Source organism: Acinetobacter haemolyticus (assembly GCF_900406815.1).
GTDB classification, from domain to species: Bacteria; Pseudomonadota; Gammaproteobacteria; order Pseudomonadales; family Moraxellaceae; genus Acinetobacter; species Acinetobacter haemolyticus_A.
This window is the reverse complement of the sequence record NZ_OVCN01000007.1, coordinates 60,896-78,259: the sequence shown is the minus strand read 5'-3', so window position 1 is coordinate 78,259 and position 17,364 is coordinate 60,896. Positions and strand designations below refer to the sequence as shown.

Annotated in this window: 17 protein-coding genes; 11 read left to right on the top strand and 6 right to left on the bottom strand. The window is 36.8% G+C overall.

The features are described 5' to 3' along the window. Positions 1-103 precede the first annotated feature (103 nt). From DK207_RS06435 to DK207_RS06420, 4 genes are all read right to left on the bottom strand, one after another. Complete coding sequence (locus DK207_RS06435; RefSeq protein WP_109440462.1) at positions 104-1,438, bottom strand: DUF6602 domain-containing protein; 1,335 nt, start codon at positions 1,436-1,438, stop codon at positions 104-106. A gap of 165 nt (positions 1,439-1,603) precedes the next feature. After that, on the bottom strand, positions 1,604-4,561 hold the full coding sequence (locus tag DK207_RS06430) for a TrlF family AAA-like ATPase (protein WP_171293639.1): 2,958 nt from the start codon (positions 4,559-4,561) through the stop codon (positions 1,604-1,606). A 7-nt stretch (positions 4,562-4,568) separates the two neighbouring features. Beyond that, positions 4,569-5,309 (bottom strand): PaeR7I family type II restriction endonuclease, encoded by a 741-nt coding sequence (locus DK207_RS06425; RefSeq protein WP_007479473.1) that lies wholly within the window; start codon positions 5,307-5,309, stop codon positions 4,569-4,571. After that, positions 5,310-6,974, bottom strand: coding sequence for an Eco57I restriction-modification methylase domain-containing protein (locus DK207_RS06420; protein ID WP_109440461.1), 1,665 nt, complete (start codon positions 6,972-6,974; stop codon positions 5,310-5,312). Between the two features lie 553 nt (positions 6,975-7,527). Here DK207_RS06420 and arsC point away from each other — a divergent pair. From arsC to thpD, 10 genes are all read left to right on the top strand, one after another. Beyond that, on the top strand, positions 7,528-7,962 hold the full coding sequence (gene arsC, locus DK207_RS06415) for an arsenate reductase (glutaredoxin) (protein ID WP_109440460.1): 435 nt from the start codon (positions 7,528-7,530) through the stop codon (positions 7,960-7,962). 57 nt (positions 7,963-8,019) lie between these two features. Further along, positions 8,020-8,340, top strand: coding sequence for a metalloregulator ArsR/SmtB family transcription factor (locus tag DK207_RS06410; RefSeq protein ID WP_109440459.1), 321 nt, complete (start codon positions 8,020-8,022; stop codon positions 8,338-8,340). A gap of 6 nt (positions 8,341-8,346) precedes the next feature. Then, positions 8,347-8,820, top strand: coding sequence for an arsenate reductase ArsC (locus tag DK207_RS06405; RefSeq protein ID WP_109440458.1), 474 nt, complete (start codon positions 8,347-8,349; stop codon positions 8,818-8,820). Positions 8,821-8,831: 11 nt separating this feature from the next. Next, complete coding sequence (gene arsB / locus DK207_RS06400; protein WP_109440457.1) at positions 8,832-9,878, top strand: ACR3 family arsenite efflux transporter; 1,047 nt, start codon at positions 8,832-8,834, stop codon at positions 9,876-9,878. Beyond that, positions 9,865-10,584: an arsenical resistance protein ArsH gene (arsH, locus tag DK207_RS06395; protein ID WP_109440456.1), complete on the top strand. Its 720-nt coding sequence runs from the start codon at positions 9,865-9,867 to the stop codon at positions 10,582-10,584. Before arsB ends, arsH begins: the two co-directional genes overlap by 14 nt. Before the next feature lie 504 nt (positions 10,585-11,088). Beyond that, positions 11,089-11,523, top strand: coding sequence for a MarR family winged helix-turn-helix transcriptional regulator (locus tag DK207_RS06390; protein WP_004637923.1), 435 nt, complete (start codon positions 11,089-11,091; stop codon positions 11,521-11,523). 131 nt (positions 11,524-11,654) lie between these two features. Then, on the top strand, positions 11,655-12,230 hold the full coding sequence (ectA, locus tag DK207_RS06385) for a diaminobutyrate acetyltransferase (RefSeq protein WP_109440455.1): 576 nt from the start codon (positions 11,655-11,657) through the stop codon (positions 12,228-12,230). Between the two features lie 45 nt (positions 12,231-12,275). Further along, complete coding sequence (gene ectB / locus DK207_RS06380) at positions 12,276-13,595, top strand: diaminobutyrate--2-oxoglutarate transaminase (RefSeq protein WP_109440454.1); 1,320 nt, start codon at positions 12,276-12,278, stop codon at positions 13,593-13,595. Beyond that, positions 13,592-14,005, top strand: a complete 414-nt coding sequence (locus DK207_RS06375; RefSeq protein WP_109440453.1) for an ectoine synthase — start codon at positions 13,592-13,594, stop codon at positions 14,003-14,005. The genes ectB and DK207_RS06375 overlap by 4 nt, the downstream gene beginning before the upstream one ends. 2 nt (positions 14,006-14,007) lie before the next feature. Beyond that, a complete protein-coding gene (gene thpD / locus DK207_RS06370) occupies positions 14,008-14,913 on the top strand; it encodes an ectoine hydroxylase (protein WP_109440452.1) in 906 nt (301 codons plus the stop codon). A gap of 44 nt (positions 14,914-14,957) precedes the next feature. Here the strand turns inward: thpD and DK207_RS06365 are convergent, their stop codons facing one another. Beyond that, positions 14,958-16,145 (bottom strand): MFS transporter, encoded by a 1,188-nt coding sequence (locus DK207_RS06365; RefSeq protein ID WP_109440451.1) that lies wholly within the window; start codon positions 16,143-16,145, stop codon positions 14,958-14,960. Positions 16,146-16,161: 16 nt separating this feature from the next. Further along, complete coding sequence (locus DK207_RS06360; protein ID WP_109440450.1) at positions 16,162-16,581, bottom strand: RidA family protein; 420 nt, start codon at positions 16,579-16,581, stop codon at positions 16,162-16,164. A 72-nt stretch (positions 16,582-16,653) separates the two neighbouring features. On the opposite strand from DK207_RS06360, the gene soxR reads away from it, so the two are divergent. Then, a complete protein-coding gene (gene soxR / locus DK207_RS06355; protein ID WP_109440449.1) occupies positions 16,654-17,127 on the top strand; it encodes a redox-sensitive transcriptional activator SoxR in 474 nt (157 codons plus the stop codon). The last annotated feature ends 237 nt before the right edge of the window (positions 17,128-17,364 follow it).

Sequence of the window (17,364 nt, the reverse complement as noted above, 5' to 3'; positions counted from 1 at the left end):
TAGGTGGTATTTAGTTTTTATCACTATCAGTCTTCTAATAAATATCAGGTAAATCTTATTTTTTTAATGAAAGTCTATTTATTAGAGACTGAAGTTATTTAATCTAGAAGTTCTCTTCTTGATCTATCCATTCTTGAGAAGAAAGAATTAATTTTTCCATTTCTTCGATTACATCGTCACCCTCTTCTTGATATCCATTATCAAATGTAAAGTATGCTCCCCAGCTATCATCCTCTTCACGCAGATCTTTTATTCTTGTATCAATTGAATCCTCACCAAGCATCTTGTTTAAGTAGTTGATTTTTCTTTTCTTTACTCCGCCAAATTTTAAATGAGCTAAAAGATTTTGTATAAAAAAACTAGTTTGGCTGGAAAGTCCAGTTGCGCTACGCTTAGAGTATAGGAAAGGAACTAATCTATTATCTCGATTTCTATCATATCTAATATAAGCAAAAGCTTGATTATGAACGCAAATACAACTTAAATGCTCGAACGGGAAACAAATAAGTTTTCCTGGCCCACCTTGTGACATAGTATTAAGATCTGAATAAAAATCAGCAACCTTATGATATAATGATTCTTCTCGTAATGAACTTTCAAAAGCAAATATTCCTTTGAAAAATGGAGGTTTTTTATCATCTACATAAGAAGCTAGGCTCAATAATTCTAGGGCTGACCGAAGGTTGTTAAGTGTGATTTTTGTTTTAACCTCGATGACTGCGCGAACTGATTCCGGGGGGATAATTACTAGATCTGCTTCACGAAAAATGGGTGCATAATCTATTCTATCATAAATTAATATATCTATTTGTTTTTCTACGCCATGAATAAAACCTGTTGCAACATGATAACGTTCAGGTAAATGCTTTTTAAGAGTGTTTTTAAGAAGAGTTTCTCGATAGGTTCCTACAGTAGGGCCATGTTGATTAATGAACCTAATTCTCTGACTAAGTGTTTCTAATTCTGTTGCAATAGAAGCAGAGAAATTTCTTTGATTTTCAATAGCAATAAATGCTGATGAAATTTTAAAAGAAACTATTTCATTATTAGGAGTGGCAATAATCATTTTTGCTGCCGTCAGACAGCGAATTATCCATTCGCTCTTTAATACATTTAGGGAAAATTTAGACTTATTAAGTAGATCAGTTAATTTTTTTAGCGTTAAGGATTTAGACTTATTTAAAAAAGCACAAATTAAATTACCAACTCGTTGCATATATATACTTAAGTTAGTATGTCTACTATTACTTAAAAATGAGAATGGAAATATTCTTAGTTTATCAAAGTCATCAAGTGGTATTGTTCTCTGGTTTTCTTCTGTAAGTAAATTTGTACAGAGGATAATTTCACTTTGTGTTTTTTTTATTATATAGTAAATCTTAATATTATCCCATTTGTCATCCATGTGGATACAAACATCATGAACTTGTAGTTCCATAAATCTGAATTCTCTATTGCTGTGTGCTGAAGTATAAGATAACTTTAATCTAGAAAGTTTTAAGAAGCTAATTTAATAAATATTTTATAAATAGATCTAGTTTTTAAATTATAAAATATAAGTGAGCTATAATGAATAGCTCACTTATATTAATTGTAACTCAACTTATATGGGCTGAAGAATGGAATATCTACCTTCTCTATCCTTAAACGCTTTATCTCCACCTTCGAGTAGAATACATACTGTTTGTCTAATACCTTTGCTAGTCTCATCAGATTCATTATGTTCAAGAGATCCAGAATAGTATGAGATACGAGGATAAACCTGACTAGGTGATCGGGAGGATGATGCAATAATAATTTGTTCTGCATCTGTGCCTACTACTAAGTTTGGATTATGAGTAACAATAATAATCTGTCGATTTTCTTTTGCCTTTCTAATATATGGAACTAATTGAGAATATACAGATGAGTTATCTAAATTTCCTTCTGGCTGGTCAATAATCAAAGGGCGTCTATCATCTTCGTCCATTAATAAGTATAAGACTAATAATGCTATTCCTCTTGTACCTGGAGAAAGGTGTTCAAGATATGATCCAGCATACTTAATTCGATATGTTGTACTAATATGATCAGTAGAGAACATCCAATCAAATAGTTCACTTAACTTTAGGCTAGGAGCTGCACAATTCTGCATGAAATCAAAAGGTGAAACTTTCTGATTAAAATCAGAAAGGACTTGAGATATTTGATTTTTATCATTGCTTTCCCAGGCTGGAATAATTTTTTCAACAATGAAAGATTCAATTTCTTCTTTTTTTACTAAGGCATAGGGCTTTCTACCATCGAAAAATTTAACTATTTTATCAACCCATTCTTGACGATTGATTTTATAGCCAGCTGAAAGTTCGAATGTCATATCTGTGCCAAACGATGCTAATTGTTTTTGCATAGGCGCATATAGCTCTTTTAAGCCATTGAGATCTTCAGCCAAAGCTTCAAAATATTTCAAATAAATACGCTGTCTTTCAACAGTGTGCTCAGTTATTGAAGGTAAAATTTTCTGATCTATGTCTTGTATCTCTTTTTCTAACCTTTTCTCAGTTTGCTCGATATCATTAATTTGTTTTTGAAGATCTAGTAATCTTCTACGATTTATTTCATCGTTACTCAACTTTTGTTGGTAATCTATGATACGTTTTTGAATGTCAAAGAGGGTACTTCCAGTGGGGTTATGGCTAATTTCATTGCCTTTAATTTTCTGAATTTCTTCATTAATTCTTATAGAGTTTTGTTCTAGAATAAATTCAATATTTGGATTCCAGAAAGGCTTTAGATTCTTGAAGTCTAGATTTCGGATAATTTCATGTTCTTGTGCACCTGCTATTAATTGGTCAATTTGATGATCTGTCTTTTCTTTTAAGTTTTTATAGGTTTTTAAAAGTTCATCAATATATCGTTTTGAGCGATTCAGTTTAGATAAACATAATTCTTGCTCTTTTAAATTGAGTTGTTCCTTTTCTAATAACTTTAATATTGCCTCATCTGCAGTTTGAGTTAATGCTGGTAATTGAGATTTGAAATCGATAATTTGCTTTTTAATTGATTCTAACGTTAACTGCTTTTCAGTTTTTTGGATAACAGTAAAATGTAATCGTTCAATTTCTCTATTTAATGCAACAATTCGACCACGGAATTCATTCTGTCTAGATTGTGATGCTGCTTCTCTTGCAGAGCGAAGCTCTTCGAATGAGGAGTAATCTTCTTTTAGATCTTCATCTAGATGGTTGAAAACTACCTCTTCAATTGCTTTTTGTAATTCATTCCCTTGATGATCATTAGAACAAAGTCTTTCTACAAAATCTTGAGATAAATAACGGACTAAAGGTTTAGGAAGTGATGGTGCATTATTGGGAAGTATACCAGTCGATACTTCACCATTCCCCCAAGTAAGCTCGATTTTTACATCAGATAAATGACGTTTACCTTTATTAATAAACGAAGCTTGCGATTTAGTATCTAATGGAACACCGCCAGCAAACGCAATAAGATCAGCAATTGCTGTTTTTCCAGCTCCTTTTTCGCCTATCACAGAAATGAGACCAGAATTGAGGTTTAATATTTCTTGAGAGAACCAACCGTTGTGATTATCAATTTTAATTTTGGTAATTATTTTACTTAAATTAGAGGGTTGAGGTCGTATATTACTTATTTTTACTCTTGAATCAGGCTCCCATAGTACTTGTTTGAGTCCTTCAAAAGTGGGGTCTGCTTTAATCCAACAGAATCTATCATGATCAGGTCTAAATAGATCATCTTTTGTGTGTGCATCAGAACCATGTAAACATGGTTTTAAGCTTTTATACATTCTTATAATTTCTTGAGAATTAGTACCATTTTTTTGACCTAAATAATATTTTCTATCATTAGGATTCCCAGAAAATATGAAATGAGATTGTCTTATTAATTCATCTCTAACAGAAGAGAACCCATCCGCTGGTAAACCACTGATTCCATCTTTTCCATTTGCAATACCTATTAAGGAATTTTTTTTAAGCCATGCATCATTATCAATCCAATTCAGAATGTCAGTATAAGAGGGCTTGAATTGTTCTATCCCAAACTTATAAGCTAATTGTTCCTGAATACTAGGATTTTGAGCTTTTGCGAAAGAGATTAAGTCGTCTTTATAGCAACCATATTGTGTCGAGTTATAGGTAACTTTTAAATTTCTAAGAGCACGTTCTATTTTATTAATGTGGTCTGAATCTCCTGGATTTATCAGTAAGTGGATGTTTAACGCTTTCCCATCACTTGTTGATGGCTGTGCACGAAACTCAATATTTGGTAAAACAAATTTTACTGAACTTAATCTAGGGGCGGTTGTATCGTTAAGAGCTTCATAGATTTTTTTGTAGCCATCAATTGTCATATAGTCAGTTATTCCAATGACTGCTATATCGAACTCTTTAGTCTTAGTTTCTAAAGCATCTAGATATTGTTCCCATGTGGTTCCAATAAATGAAGAACCTAGTTGGCTTTCAGGTGTATGAATATGAAGATCCCATCTTCTCCATTCAGATCCTATATGGTATTCAGAATTCTTAATATTAAGTAAATTCATTTTTTTCTCAATTTAATCGTGCAGCAGCAGTTGCGATATGACCAGCTAATGAAGTTATAAATGTTTTTAAGCCTGTCAAACTTGATAATTCAGAATATTTTCCATCAACATCTGCAGATCTTTCTGAAGCTAAAATTGTGGCATTTGTATAAAGTTGTTCTTGTACTAAACGTTGGCATAGAACATCGTAACGTTGGAGGTAAGAGGCATTTTTAAATTCCTCAAAAATGGGGAAATGGGGAGATCTATCTTTAACTGGTCTGCGCGATTCTGGAGCATCTTCTACCATCATTAACCATCCAACGAATGGTCTAGATTGTTTTCCAAATGCACCCTCTCTATAAGCTGTCCATAAATCGTGTGCTGTACCTAGTGCTTCTTCAGTACGATTATTAAAATTATTACCAAAGGATGGACCAACTTGGCTTTTTAATTCAATAGCAGCAATTAGTTCTCCTTTATAAAGAACTAATAGATCCCATAATTTCGTAGGGCGAAAATATCCAGGTAACGTTAGCATTGCCTTATTTTGATAGATTTCAGCATGTCCTAGGCCATTTTGTTGAATTACCTCAAGGATTAGTTCTAAGAATCCATCCATATTTTTTCCTGCTGTAACACCAGCACGTTCTCCTTGATCAGCTTTACCAGTATTAATTTGTTTTAGCTTTGCGGCTGCACGGTTTCCCCAAAATAATTTGACAGCATCCTCAGCTTTTTTTTCATAATTTACTAAATTTAGAGTCATTTAATTCTCATCCTCCCCTAATATAGAGCGTTCTTCAGTGCTCAATTTATAAAGTTTAAAAGTCGCTTGATTGCATGCGGAAAGATCCCTATTTTTCGCAGCGTGAATGAGTTCAGTGCGTAAGGTTTCACATACATTTTCCCAAAGTGGTAAACGTATTCTTCTCAGGTATTGAGCTTGAAATCTAAGGAAACCACCTTTCATTTTTGTTGAATACATACCGATAAATAATCGTGTAACCGAGGACATTAGTACGGCTTGTAATGCATGTAAATCCCAGTTCTGAGAGGTCACAAAGTATAGATTATGATGTGGATAAAAATTTCCATCTTCATAAACTATGTGAGCTTGTCCTTTTATATCAGGAATTAATAATTTTTTCTTTGATAATAATGAGGGGGTTATACGATCAATTGTACGATACCAATTTAATGGGTTCTTCTTAGCGCAATGGCGAGCACTAATGATTTCTTTATTAGATTCTAAATATTTTTTTAGTTTAGGATATTTATCAAGATCGACTAACTCTCCAGATTCTTCAAATGGATTGATTACGACCTGTTTCTGCCAACGCATTTCACCAGAAATAATGTCCTTTGTGGTAGCTAAAGGAATTTTTCTATCTGATTCTATATCTATCTCGTCATCCTTACTAATAAAGATTTTATCAGCACCAGTAGCTACTCCAATGCCTACCTTACACTCAGCATCCTCTAATAGTGGAAATTCATTTTCAATACGGCGTATAAGAGCTGTTTGATCTTTTGATTCTAATAGCCATGGTTCATGCCCATTTACAATACCGGCTAACTCTTTGACGAACGTACAATCTCGTAAAAGATTTTCAGATAATAGTAAGTGAGATAGTTCTGCTAATACTTTTTCTGAAATCTCTGGTTGATGAGCTATACGTGTAAATTTTCCAGAACCTTTCTTAATAATAGTGATTGCTGGATAGGCTATCACTTCTGTATGGAAGGCATCTGTATCCATCATATCTATGTAAATTTTTAAATGATAATTATCAGATATGAACTTTCTAAGTTGAGATCCATATTTATTTTTCATCCAGCGATCTGCACAGATAAAGCCCAGTTCTCCTGAATTAGAAAGAAGAGATAGTGAACGTTCTATAAAAGGAACATAAATATCAGCACGATCATATATTGTTTTGTATATAGAGCGATATTTAGCTAATAAATCATTTTTAATCAATTCTTGACGAACATAAGGAGGATTTCCAACAACAAAGTCGAATGATTGATTTATTGGTGTTAAAAGAAAATCTTCATTTATTAGCCAACTATCAACTAATTGAATCGCTTGGTTAGCCGTAAAACTTTCACTCTTTAGTTGCTCTATTAACTTAAAACGAGTGGATTCGAAAGTATTCTTATCAATTTCTATTGCACGAATTGAATTAATAAGTTCATTGAAATCTAACTTATTATTTTTTTTTGATTTTTTCCAAGATTTAACAAGTCGCTTTACTACAATTTTAAGAAAGTCTCCATCGCCAAAAGATGGTTCTAATACGCTCATTTGGTATAAAGCACGATCATCTGTGTAGCCAACTAAATCTAATATGAAACTTACAACTTCTGAACGTGTGTAAATAGCACCACGAGGTAAAATTTCATTTTGTTGTTGGAAATCAGCGTTCATATATTTCATCTACTACAGTCGAACATTTGAGAGGAGCTAAATTTGCCCATTAAAAGATGATAATGATGGAATAGTATGATTGTATCTTAACATTAGATGTAAATAATAAGGGAGCGCTATAAGAATTTCTTATAAGATGTTAATTATCATTTTTTACACCTTATTTACACCTAGGAGTTTTTTTTATTTCTTAAGTTATTGATAGTTTTTGTTAAATTTTATTTTGTTGTCCAATCCATCATTGGTGCTACGCTGATTCGAGGGCCTTCAATGGTTTCAACGGTTTGCTTAAGCGTCATTAAAAATCATACCTGTGTTTCAATATTAAATAGCCAATCGGATTGTATTAAGGAAAGGAATACATTGCTCATATCTGTATGGGCTGAATACAATACATTGGGTTGGGTGAAGAGGTCGAAAATGCTTGATCTTGCTGAATGATCAATGGGTCAATTGCGCGCAATATTAACATAAAAATAAAAGTCGTACATATTGTATATATATGCTAATTCGTATATAAATATATGAGAATGTAAACCTTGGATGAATCCAAATGACGGCTTCTTTAGATGTAACGATTTACCATAACCCTGCTTGTGGGACGTCTAGAAATACTTTGGCTTTGATCCGCAATACAGGGATTGAACCAACGGTAATTGAATATCTGGTAACACCACCTACACGAGATAAGTTGATTCAGCTTATCGCTGATGCTGGTTTATCTGTAAGGGACGCAATTCGTAAAAATGTCGATCCATATCGTGATTTGGCACTTGAACGTGAGGATTGGAGCGATAATGAGCTCATTAATTTTATGCTTGAACATCCGATTTTGATTAATCGTCCTTTTGTTGTGACGGCATTGGGTACGCGCTTAAGCCGCCCATCTGAAGTGGTTTTAGATATTTTACCGTTGTCACAAAAAGGCGCTTTTACCAAAGAAGATGGTGAGCAAGTTATTGATGAAAATGGGCAAAGAGTGAATTAAATATTTAGTCTTTATATGTGATTATCTGCATATTCAAATATAGAGTTGGAGGTAGATATGGATCAAGTCAATTTTTTTAAATGTTTATCGGACGAAACTCGTCTCAATATCGTCACTTTAGTCGTCGAAAATAAAGAACTGTGTGTTTGTGATCTCACTGAAAAATTACAACTGAGCCAACCCAAAATTTCTAGACATTTAGCTTTATTACGTTCTTCTGGGTTATTGCAAGACAGACGACAGAGCCAATGGGTGTATTACAGTATTAATCCGCAATTGCCTGATTGGTGCCATGACATTCTAAAAATATTAAGTACTACGCAAATGAACAGCCTTTCAACATTAGCGACACTATCAACACAAAGTTATTGTGAGTAAAACATTATGAAATTTCTTTTTTTATGTACAGGGAACAGCTGCCGTAGCATTTTGTCAGAAGTGCTTTTCAATCATCGTGCGCCAGTGGGGTGGAAAGCTTATAGTGCGGGCAGTAAACCTTCAGGACAAGTGCATCCACTGACCATTGAAACCTTACAAAGTTTAGGGCTTGAAACGGATGGACTTTGGAGTAAGACCATCGATGATTGTGAGCAATATCAACCTGACGTGGTGATTACGGTTTGTGATTCGGCGGCACAAGAAGCATGTCCGCTTTATCTAGGCGGTGCAATCAAGGCACATTGGGGCTTGGCGGATCCTTCGCATTTAGAACTGCCTAAAGATGAAAAGCTCAAAGCTTTCCAAGAGACGGTTAATCATATTAATCGCCGTCTTGATGCGCTATTTGCACATGATTTTACCCATATGACACGCCCAGAAAAAATTGCTGCGATTAATCAAATCTCACACATCGACTAACTGGATCGAACATGGCTAAATCAGGATTGTCCTTTTTAGATCGTAACCTTACCCTGTGGATTTTTCTAGCGATGGGGCTTGGGGTAGCGATCGGTGTATTTTTTCCACAAGTTTCTGTCGGTTTGAACCAAATGAGTGTGGATTCCGTCAATATCCCAATTGCGATTGGATTGATTTTGATGATGTATCCGCCCTTGGCTAAAGTAGATTATGCAACCTTGCCAGAAGTATTTAAAGATAAAAAAACCTTGGTTTTATCTTTGGTACAGAATTGGTTGATTGCACCGATCCTCATGTTTTTACTGGCGATCATTTTTTTGCATAGCTACCCAGAGTATATGACTGGTTTGATCCTGATTGGACTAGCACGCTGTATTGCAATGGTATTGGTTTGGAATGGACTTGCTTGCGGTGATAATCAATATGTTGCGGCTTTGGTCGCGTTCAATAGTATTTTCCAGATCTTATTTTTCAGTACTTATGCATGGTTATTTTTAACTGTTTTACCACCTTATTTTGGGATTGCAGGGCAGGTCATTGATGTTGACTTCTGGACGATTACCCATGCCGTGTTGGTTTATCTTGGCATTCCATTTTTACTTGGCTTTTTGACACGATTGATTCTGGTTAAATCGAGAGGGTTAGATTGGTATCAAAATACTTTCTTGCCCAAGATCAGCCCTTTAAGTTTGCTTGCATTATTGTTCACCATTGTGGCGATGTTTAGTCTCAAAGGTAGTGATGTGGTGAGCTTACCTTTAGATGTGATTCGCATTGCAATTCCATTGACGATTTATTTTGTCGTGATGTTCTTTATCAGTTTCTTTATGAGTAAAGCGATGGGGAATAATTATCCTCGGACTACTGCAATCTCATTTACAGCGGCGGGTAATAATTTTGAGTTGGCATTGGCTGTGGCGATTGCAACGTTTGGTTTAGCATCTCCTGTGGCGTTTACGACAGTGATTGGTCCATTGGTTGAGGTGCCTGTATTAATTGCACTGGTCAGTGTTTCACTATGGCTAAAAAAGAAGTATTTTCCCAATGAACGAATTTGATGTTGATGTCCCAAATATCGAAATTGAATTGTTAGCTAAGCCTGAATTTAAACAGATTCAGGCAGTAGAGCTGGATCATCCACCACGTATTTTATTGTTATATGGTTCAAATCGTGAGCGCTCTTATAGCCGTTTGGCAGTGATGGAAGCGGGTCGTATTTTGCAATATTTGGGTGCTGAGGTAAAAATTTTCCATCCTAAAGGTTTACCTTTGCCTGAAGATGCCGATATGGAGCATCCAAAGGTCAAAGAGTTGCATGAGTTACTGGCATGGTCTGAGGGGATGGTGTGGTGTTCGCCTGAACGTCATGGTTCGATGAGTTCAATTTTTAAATCACAAATTGATTGGATTCCGCTTGCGGGTGGGGCGATTCGTGCGACTCAAGGTAAAACCTTGGCATTGATGCAAGTAAGTGGTGGTTCGCAGTCCTTTAATAGCGTTAATCAAATGCGTATTTTGGGGCGTTGGATGCGGATGATCACCATTCCAAATCAGTCTTCGATTCCTAAAGCATTTTTAGAGTTTGATGAGGATGGTCGCATGAAAGCTTCGTCTTACTATGATCGTATCGTCGATGTGATGGAAGAGTTGTTTAAATTCACCTTGCTCACACGTGGACAAAGTAAGTATTTCACAGATCGTTATTCTGAGCGGAAAGAGACGGCGGAAGAGTTGTCTAAGCGAGTTAATCAACGCTCAATTTGAAGTGTTCATTGAGGTATTTAAATAAGCTAAAAAATGTATGAAAAATCACTTTTTATGTATGCTGCTTTAAAATTTTAAGAGGATTAAATCGTATTTGATCAGGTGCGCTTTAGATTAAAAAATTGATGTTGTTTGTCGATAAGCGAGTAAATCACAATGGGGTGATAAAGCTAAGAATGGTCGATATTTGTTCATAAATATCGGCCATTACTATTTTATAAGTTTTACATAAAATTACACGATTTTTAATTGTTTGATTAATAGGTATTTTATGAGTCAATTCTTAATAAAATAGTTCTTATTGAAACTATTTGATATCAATTGATTTGAAGAAGAAATATTCACTACCTATAATGATTTCTACTCAAGGTATCAGAGATCAAATGTATTTGGAGTAATGATTAAGTGTAATTGATAGAACACGAATGTTTTTCTGAAAATACAGACAACATCATGTACAACGTACTACAATAGTGTGTTTAGCTTTTTTTGTGCGTGATTAAGATGGATGATGCTGTTCGTGTTTTACAAAGTGTTCGGCGGATTGAACAATGTGTGGAGTTATACTCCAAACGGTTGTCACAACTTCACCAGATTACAACGCCGCAATTAGTTGCCCTTATGACCATCGCAAAAATGGGTCCATGTAGTATGTCTACGATCGGTAAAGCCATTTTTGTGAGTCCAAGTACAGTTGTTGGAATTGTTGATCGTCTAGAAGAAAAGGGCTTGGTATTGCGAATGCGAGATACACAAGACCGTCGCCATGTACATGTGAGCTTAACTTCAAAAGGCGAACAACTCTTAGATCAATCACCATCTGCGTTACCTGAAGGTTTTTCACTGGCTTTACAAGCTTTAACGGATGATGAGCGGCAACGTCTTGTGATTTCATTAGAGCAGTTTGCCCAGTTGCTTGAGGCAAAAGTACCCAATTAAAGTCAGTTCAAAATTTTTTAAAGGTAATTAAAGATTATAAATTTGATTGTGATTCAATGACTAATGTCTCATGATTCTGATGCCACTACTAACTTGAGTATGCCGAGTATGGAAATACAAAAGGAGATAGCGTGGAAGCTTTATCAAGACAGTCAATTCGTTTGACCAAATCATCAATTATTCATCAACTGAATCAGTGTCGAGTTCGTAACTTTCAACCCCAAGATGTACGTGAAGTACATGCGTTGATTCAGTCCTGTCCATCTTTGGATCTCAATTCATTGTATGCATACGCATTACTTGCCGAGCATCATACCGATACCTGTTTTGTTGCCTATGATCATAAAGATCAAATCTGTGGTGCAGTGACAGGCTATGTTTGTCCAGAAGATCCTAATACGTATTTCTTGTGGCAGATCGCGGTATCGCCCAGTGAGCAAGGAAAAGGAATAGGCTCCTTACTCCTTGATCAAGTCAAAGAACAATGTTTAGCATCCAGACAATTAGAATTTTTAAAAACAACAATTTCTCCAAGTAATAAAGCCTCTCAAAATCTTTTCCGCAGTTTCGCTGAACGTTTTGAAGTTGATTGCAAAGTCAGCCCTTTCTTATCAAAACAAGCACTACAACCAATTCAGCCTGAACCTTTTGATATCCAACACGAGCCAGAAGATCTGTATACCATTGGTTTTTGGAAATGGGATTGAGCGACTTTTTAAGTCTTTTAAATTTTTAACTACTTGGAGTTATTCATGAATATTTTCAGTCGATTGGAGTCTGAAGTCCGCGGCTATATCCATTCTTTTCCAACCGTATTTAAAACTGCGAAAAATGCAGTGTTAGTGGATGAAAAGGATCAAGCTTATATCGACTTTCTTGCAGGGGCAGGCACATTAAACTATGGGCATAATCATCCTGTGTTGAAGCAGGCTGCAATTGATTATCTAGTGCAAGACGGGATTGTTCATGGTTTGGATATGGCAACTTCTGCAAAGAAGGCATTTATTGAAACCTTTGAACAATATATTTTGAAACCAAGACGTCTGAATTATAAGTTGCAATTTACTGGTCCCACTGGAACCAATGCCGTGGAAGCGGCAATTAAGTTAGCGCGGAATGTGACTAAACGTCATAATATTATTGCGTTTACCAATGGTTTTCATGGGGTGAGTTTGGGGGCGCTTGCACTCACAGGTAATCAAAAATTCCGTGAAGCGGCTGGCGTTGCTCTAGGAAATGTTCACCATGCTGCCTATGCAGGCTATTTTGGTCCAGATGTAGATACAATTGATATGCTCAATCAATTGTTGACGGATCGAAGTAGTGGGGTTGATTTACCTGCCGCTATTATTGTGGAGTGTGTACAAGGCGAAGGTGGCTTAAACACAGCAAGTATTGATTGGTTAAAGCGTCTTTCTGCACTGTGTAAGCAACATAAAATTTTATTAATTGTAGATGACATTCAGGCAGGTTGTGGTCGTTCGGGGCATTTCTTTAGTTTTGAAACTGCCGAGATTAATCCCGATATCGTGACTCTATCAAAGTCTTTATCTGGTTTTGGTTTACCGATGTCTTTGGTGTTGTTTAAGCCAGAATTGGATATTTGGCGACCGGGACAACACAATGGTACGTTCCGTGGACATAATCTCGCATTTGTGACGGCGACCAAGGCAATCCAACACTTCTGGGCTGATCAAAAATTCCAGACTGAACTCGCAGAAAAATCAGCTTTAGTCAGCCGCCGTTTACAAGCGATGGTGCAAAAGTTTCCTGCTGCAGAATTGACTCATCGTGGTCGTGGGCTGATGCAGGGACTTGCCTTTAAAAATCCTGATTGGGCAGATGAAGTCACCACACATGCATTCCAACTGGGGCTTGTGATTGAAACTTCTGGCAGTCGGGGAGAGGTGGTGAAATTACTCCCGCCATTAACCATTGAAAATCAAACTTTAGAACAAGGAATAGATCTGCTTGAACAAGCAATTGAACATGTTGTTCGAGTCTATTCGTCTACCCATTTATCTCAAAATAAAACCCAACCCAATGCAAAAGTACAGGGAGTTGTTTCATGATCGTCCGTCAACTACAAGATATCTTAAATACTGAGCGTGATGTGCAAACAGAAACTTGGGCAAGTCGCCGCTTATTATTGCAAGATGATGGTATGGGCTTCTCGATGCATGAAACGACCATTTTTGCAGGTACGGAAACGCATATTTGGTATAAAAACCATTTAGAAGCTGTGTATTGCGTCAAAGGTGAAGGTGAGGTTGAACTGATTCCATCAGGTGAGGTGTATAAAATTACACCTGGAACACTCTATGCTCTTGATAAAAATGACAATCATTATCTGCGTGCTAAAACTGATTTAGTTTTAGTGTGCACCTTTAACCCCGCATTGGTGGGAAATGAGGTACACGACAAAGATGGCGTTTATGCAACACCTGCACAAATGCTGAAGCAGACGGAGGCGGAGGCTTAACTATGCAAATGAGCAATCCTTATCTGACACGGAGAAGTGATGCTGCAGCCATTATTTCTCGTGCAGATCCCGTTGTTTATGATTCGATTCTGGTCGAAGGGGCGACAGCACAACAAAAGCAAGATTATGCTACCAATGGTTTTTTGCAAATAGATGATCTGTTTGGTGCAGATGAGGTCAAATATTTGCTGGATGAGCTGCATCAAATGCGTCATGCATATGCGATGCAGCAACGACCAGAGGCAATTATTGAGCGTGAAAGTCAGGAAGTCCGTTCGATTTTTAACGTCCACCGACTCAATGAAGTATTTAAAAATTTGGTTTCAGATGAGCGTGTTTTAAATATTGCACGATCATTATTGGGCAGTGAAGTGTATATACACCAATCGCGCATTAACTATAAACCAGGATTACATGGCAAAGAATTCTTTTGGCATTCTGATTTTGAAACTTGGCATAGTGAAGATGGTATGCCGAGAATGCGTGCGCTCAGTTGCTCGATTTTGTTAACAGACAACAATGAGCATAATGGGCCTTTGTTAGTGATTCCAGGATCCCATCAACATTATATTTCTTGTCAAGGTGAAACGCCTGATGAGCATTATAAAAAATCGCTGAAAAAGCAAGAATACGGCGTTCCAGATGGAAGCTTGTTGCGTTATTTAGCAGATATGGGTGGCATACATTCTTGTACGGGGCGTGCAGGTAGTGTGGTGTTTTTTGATTGTAATTTGATGCATGGTTCAAACAGTAATATTACGCCGTTTTCACGAAGTAATATCTTCTTTGTCTACAATAGTATCGACAATCAACTGCAACAACCCCTCGGAGGTATTCAACCTCGCCCTGAGTTTATTGCAGCACGCGAAGATATTGCGCCAATAAAACCGAAAAACTTAATCCTCTAAAATATTCAGCCAAGAAGAATAATGATTCTTCTTGGCTTACTACTTTATGTCTTAATGCTTTGAGAGGAAACACGATTATCCAAAAAACTAAATAACATACAGGCAAAGACTAAACAAATTCCAACCAAACATGTCATGCTCCATCCGCCGTGCTTCCACGAAAAAATCCCCAAAGCTGAACCACATGCGCCCCCAGTAAAATAGGCAGTCATATAGATGGCATTAATCCGAGACTTGGCATCAGGACGTAAACGGAAAATAATGCTCTGGTTACTCGTATGTACAAGAGCTAAGGCCAATTGAATCAACGCAAAACCGAGGATATAGCTTAATAAATAAATCTGTCCGAAATAGAAACAGATCCAGCTAATGATAAATAAAGCACAACCCATCCATGTCAATTGTTTGGTATAGCCTTGATCTGCATATTTACCAATATATTGTGTGGATAATGCTCCAAAAATGCCGACCAAACCGACCATACCAATCATAAGGTCTGGAAGCTGATGTGCAGCCGTAAGCAATAAAGCAATGGTTGAAAATAGAATACTGACTGAGGCAAAAGCAAAACCACCAGACAGGGCACGAAATACCAATCGTTTTTCTTGCTTGAGTAGCTGGGCCATTGAGGTAAAAATTTGGCCATAGTTCATCTGCATACGCATGACATAAGGCAAGCGGCTTTTTAACGCATACGCAAGGATAAGCATTAATATCCCACTGACAACGTAAATCATTTTCCAGTGGAATAAATTGGAAAATAAACCTGCCAAACTGGTCGATAGTAAAATCCCAACCAATAACCCGCTCATTAAAAATCCGACCACTTCTCCTGTTTTTTCAGGGTTGACTGTCATGGTCGCCAGTGGAATCAGGATTTGTGCCGCAACTGAGAACATGCCTGCCATAATGGTGCCGACCCACAGCATCGGTAAATTGACCGAAAAGGCACTTACGAATAAACCGAGCGCACATAAACACATTAACAGGGGAATAAATTTGGTTTTATTGACGACATCGCCCATAGGCACAATAAAAAGCAGACCTAAAGCATAAGACACTTGCGCAAAGGTAACGGTAAGGGCAGCCTGCCCCTCCGTCACTGCAAAATATTGTTGAATGGAATGAATGAGAGGTTGACTATAATAGTTAGCACCGGCACATAAACCACATGCAGTCGCCATAAACCATAGCAGGACCTTATTTTGACTAATATCTTGAGGTGCAGACATGACTCTCTCTATCTGGTTATACCGTATATGCTGTTGCTTCGACTTCGATCAGCATATCTTTCAATGCTAAACATGGCACAGGGATAAGGGTGCAAACAGGATATGGCTGATCTTTCCATAAGCGTTGCATGATTTGTGTAAAGCTTTGAAGTTTTTCCTCATCATGATTGACAACGAGGACACGCAAAACAGCAATATCTTGAAGTTGGGCTTGTGCCGATGCTAAAGCGTATTGAATATTATAAAAGACTTGTTGTACCTGTTGGTCAAAATCTTGTGAAAGTTCACCATTTTTATTCTCACCGCCTTGTCCTGCAATATGGATGGTACGCATATTCGGTTGAATAACGGTGACATGGCTATACCCATTGCTGACTGGATCGTATAGCTCGCTTGGATTGATCATTTTAAAGACAGGTGAATTGATAAGATTCATAACGAGATTCCATGAAAGATAACGAAGTTATGCTAGTATCAAAGCTCAAGTTAACTAGAGGTCAAGTAAATTTTGAAATCACAACAATTACAAACTTGGCTCAGTATTGGGGAGTTGGCGAAACGGAGTGGTGTGAGTGTCCCGACGATTCGCTTTTATGAAGAAAAAGAATTGATTTGGGGGCTGAGAACGACTGGAAATCAGCGTCGCTATCAACGGGCAATGTTACGACGGGTTGCAATTATTAAAGCAGCGCAGCAAGTTGGAATTAGCTTAAAACAAATCAAAGAGACGTTTGCGACCTTACCTAAGCAACAGATCGCAAGTAAAAAGGACTGGCAGACCATGTCACAACAATGGCAAGGACAGCTTGATCAGCAAATTATGATGTTATTGCAATTACGCCAGCAGTTAGATCAATGTATTGGTTGTGGTTGCTTGTCTTTGGAACAATGTCCATTGCGAAATCCAGATGATTGCTTAGCAGAGCAAGCAATGGGTGCTCATTTTCAGGAAATTTTATTTTTATTGAATCAAAAAGACTGAGCAGACAGAGGATCTGTTGAATAAACGCACTAATATTGTGCAATAAGATCAAATTGTCTGGCAAAACCGTCATAAATATCACTCGAAAAAATGCTGAATTGGTTTTTTACATTTCTTTTTGCTGCATTTTGAGGGTCTGTTGGAAAGATTAAACCTAAATACAGAGAAAATAATTGAGTTTTCAATAGTTATAAATTTACGTACAGTGAAAAATCAGTAAAACAAGTCGCCGAAAAG

What these genes read in the sequence shown, in the direction of transcription:
- DK207_RS06435 (WP_109440462.1), bottom strand. Translation starts at nt 1,438, where the DNA reads ATGGAACTACAAGTTCATGATGTTTGTATCCACATGGATGACAAATGG.
- DK207_RS06430 (WP_171293639.1), bottom strand. Translation starts at nt 4,561, where the DNA reads ATGAATTTACTTAATATTAAGAATTCTGAATACCATATAGGATCTGAA.
- DK207_RS06425 (WP_007479473.1), bottom strand. Translation starts at nt 5,309, where the DNA reads ATGACTCTAAATTTAGTAAATTATGAAAAAAAAGCTGAGGATGCTGTC.
- DK207_RS06420 (WP_109440461.1), bottom strand. Translation starts at nt 6,974, where the DNA reads ATGAACGCTGATTTCCAACAACAAAATGAAATTTTACCTCGTGGTGCT.
- arsC (WP_109440460.1), top strand. Translation starts at nt 7,528, where the DNA reads ATGACGGCTTCTTTAGATGTAACGATTTACCATAACCCTGCTTGTGGG.
- DK207_RS06410 (WP_109440459.1), top strand. Translation starts at nt 8,020, where the DNA reads ATGGATCAAGTCAATTTTTTTAAATGTTTATCGGACGAAACTCGTCTC.
- DK207_RS06405 (WP_109440458.1), top strand. Translation starts at nt 8,347, where the DNA reads ATGAAATTTCTTTTTTTATGTACAGGGAACAGCTGCCGTAGCATTTTG.
- arsB (WP_109440457.1), top strand. Translation starts at nt 8,832, where the DNA reads ATGGCTAAATCAGGATTGTCCTTTTTAGATCGTAACCTTACCCTGTGG.
- arsH (WP_109440456.1), top strand. Translation starts at nt 9,865, where the DNA reads ATGAACGAATTTGATGTTGATGTCCCAAATATCGAAATTGAATTGTTA.
- DK207_RS06390 (WP_004637923.1), top strand. Translation starts at nt 11,089, where the DNA reads ATGGATGATGCTGTTCGTGTTTTACAAAGTGTTCGGCGGATTGAACAA.
- ectB (WP_109440454.1), top strand. Translation starts at nt 12,276, where the DNA reads ATGAATATTTTCAGTCGATTGGAGTCTGAAGTCCGCGGCTATATCCAT.
- DK207_RS06375 (WP_109440453.1), top strand. Translation starts at nt 13,592, where the DNA reads ATGATCGTCCGTCAACTACAAGATATCTTAAATACTGAGCGTGATGTG.
- thpD (WP_109440452.1), top strand. Translation starts at nt 14,008, where the DNA reads ATGCAAATGAGCAATCCTTATCTGACACGGAGAAGTGATGCTGCAGCC.
- DK207_RS06365 (WP_109440451.1), bottom strand. Translation starts at nt 16,145, where the DNA reads ATGTCTGCACCTCAAGATATTAGTCAAAATAAGGTCCTGCTATGGTTT.
- DK207_RS06360 (WP_109440450.1), bottom strand. Translation starts at nt 16,581, where the DNA reads ATGAATCTTATCAATTCACCTGTCTTTAAAATGATCAATCCAAGCGAG.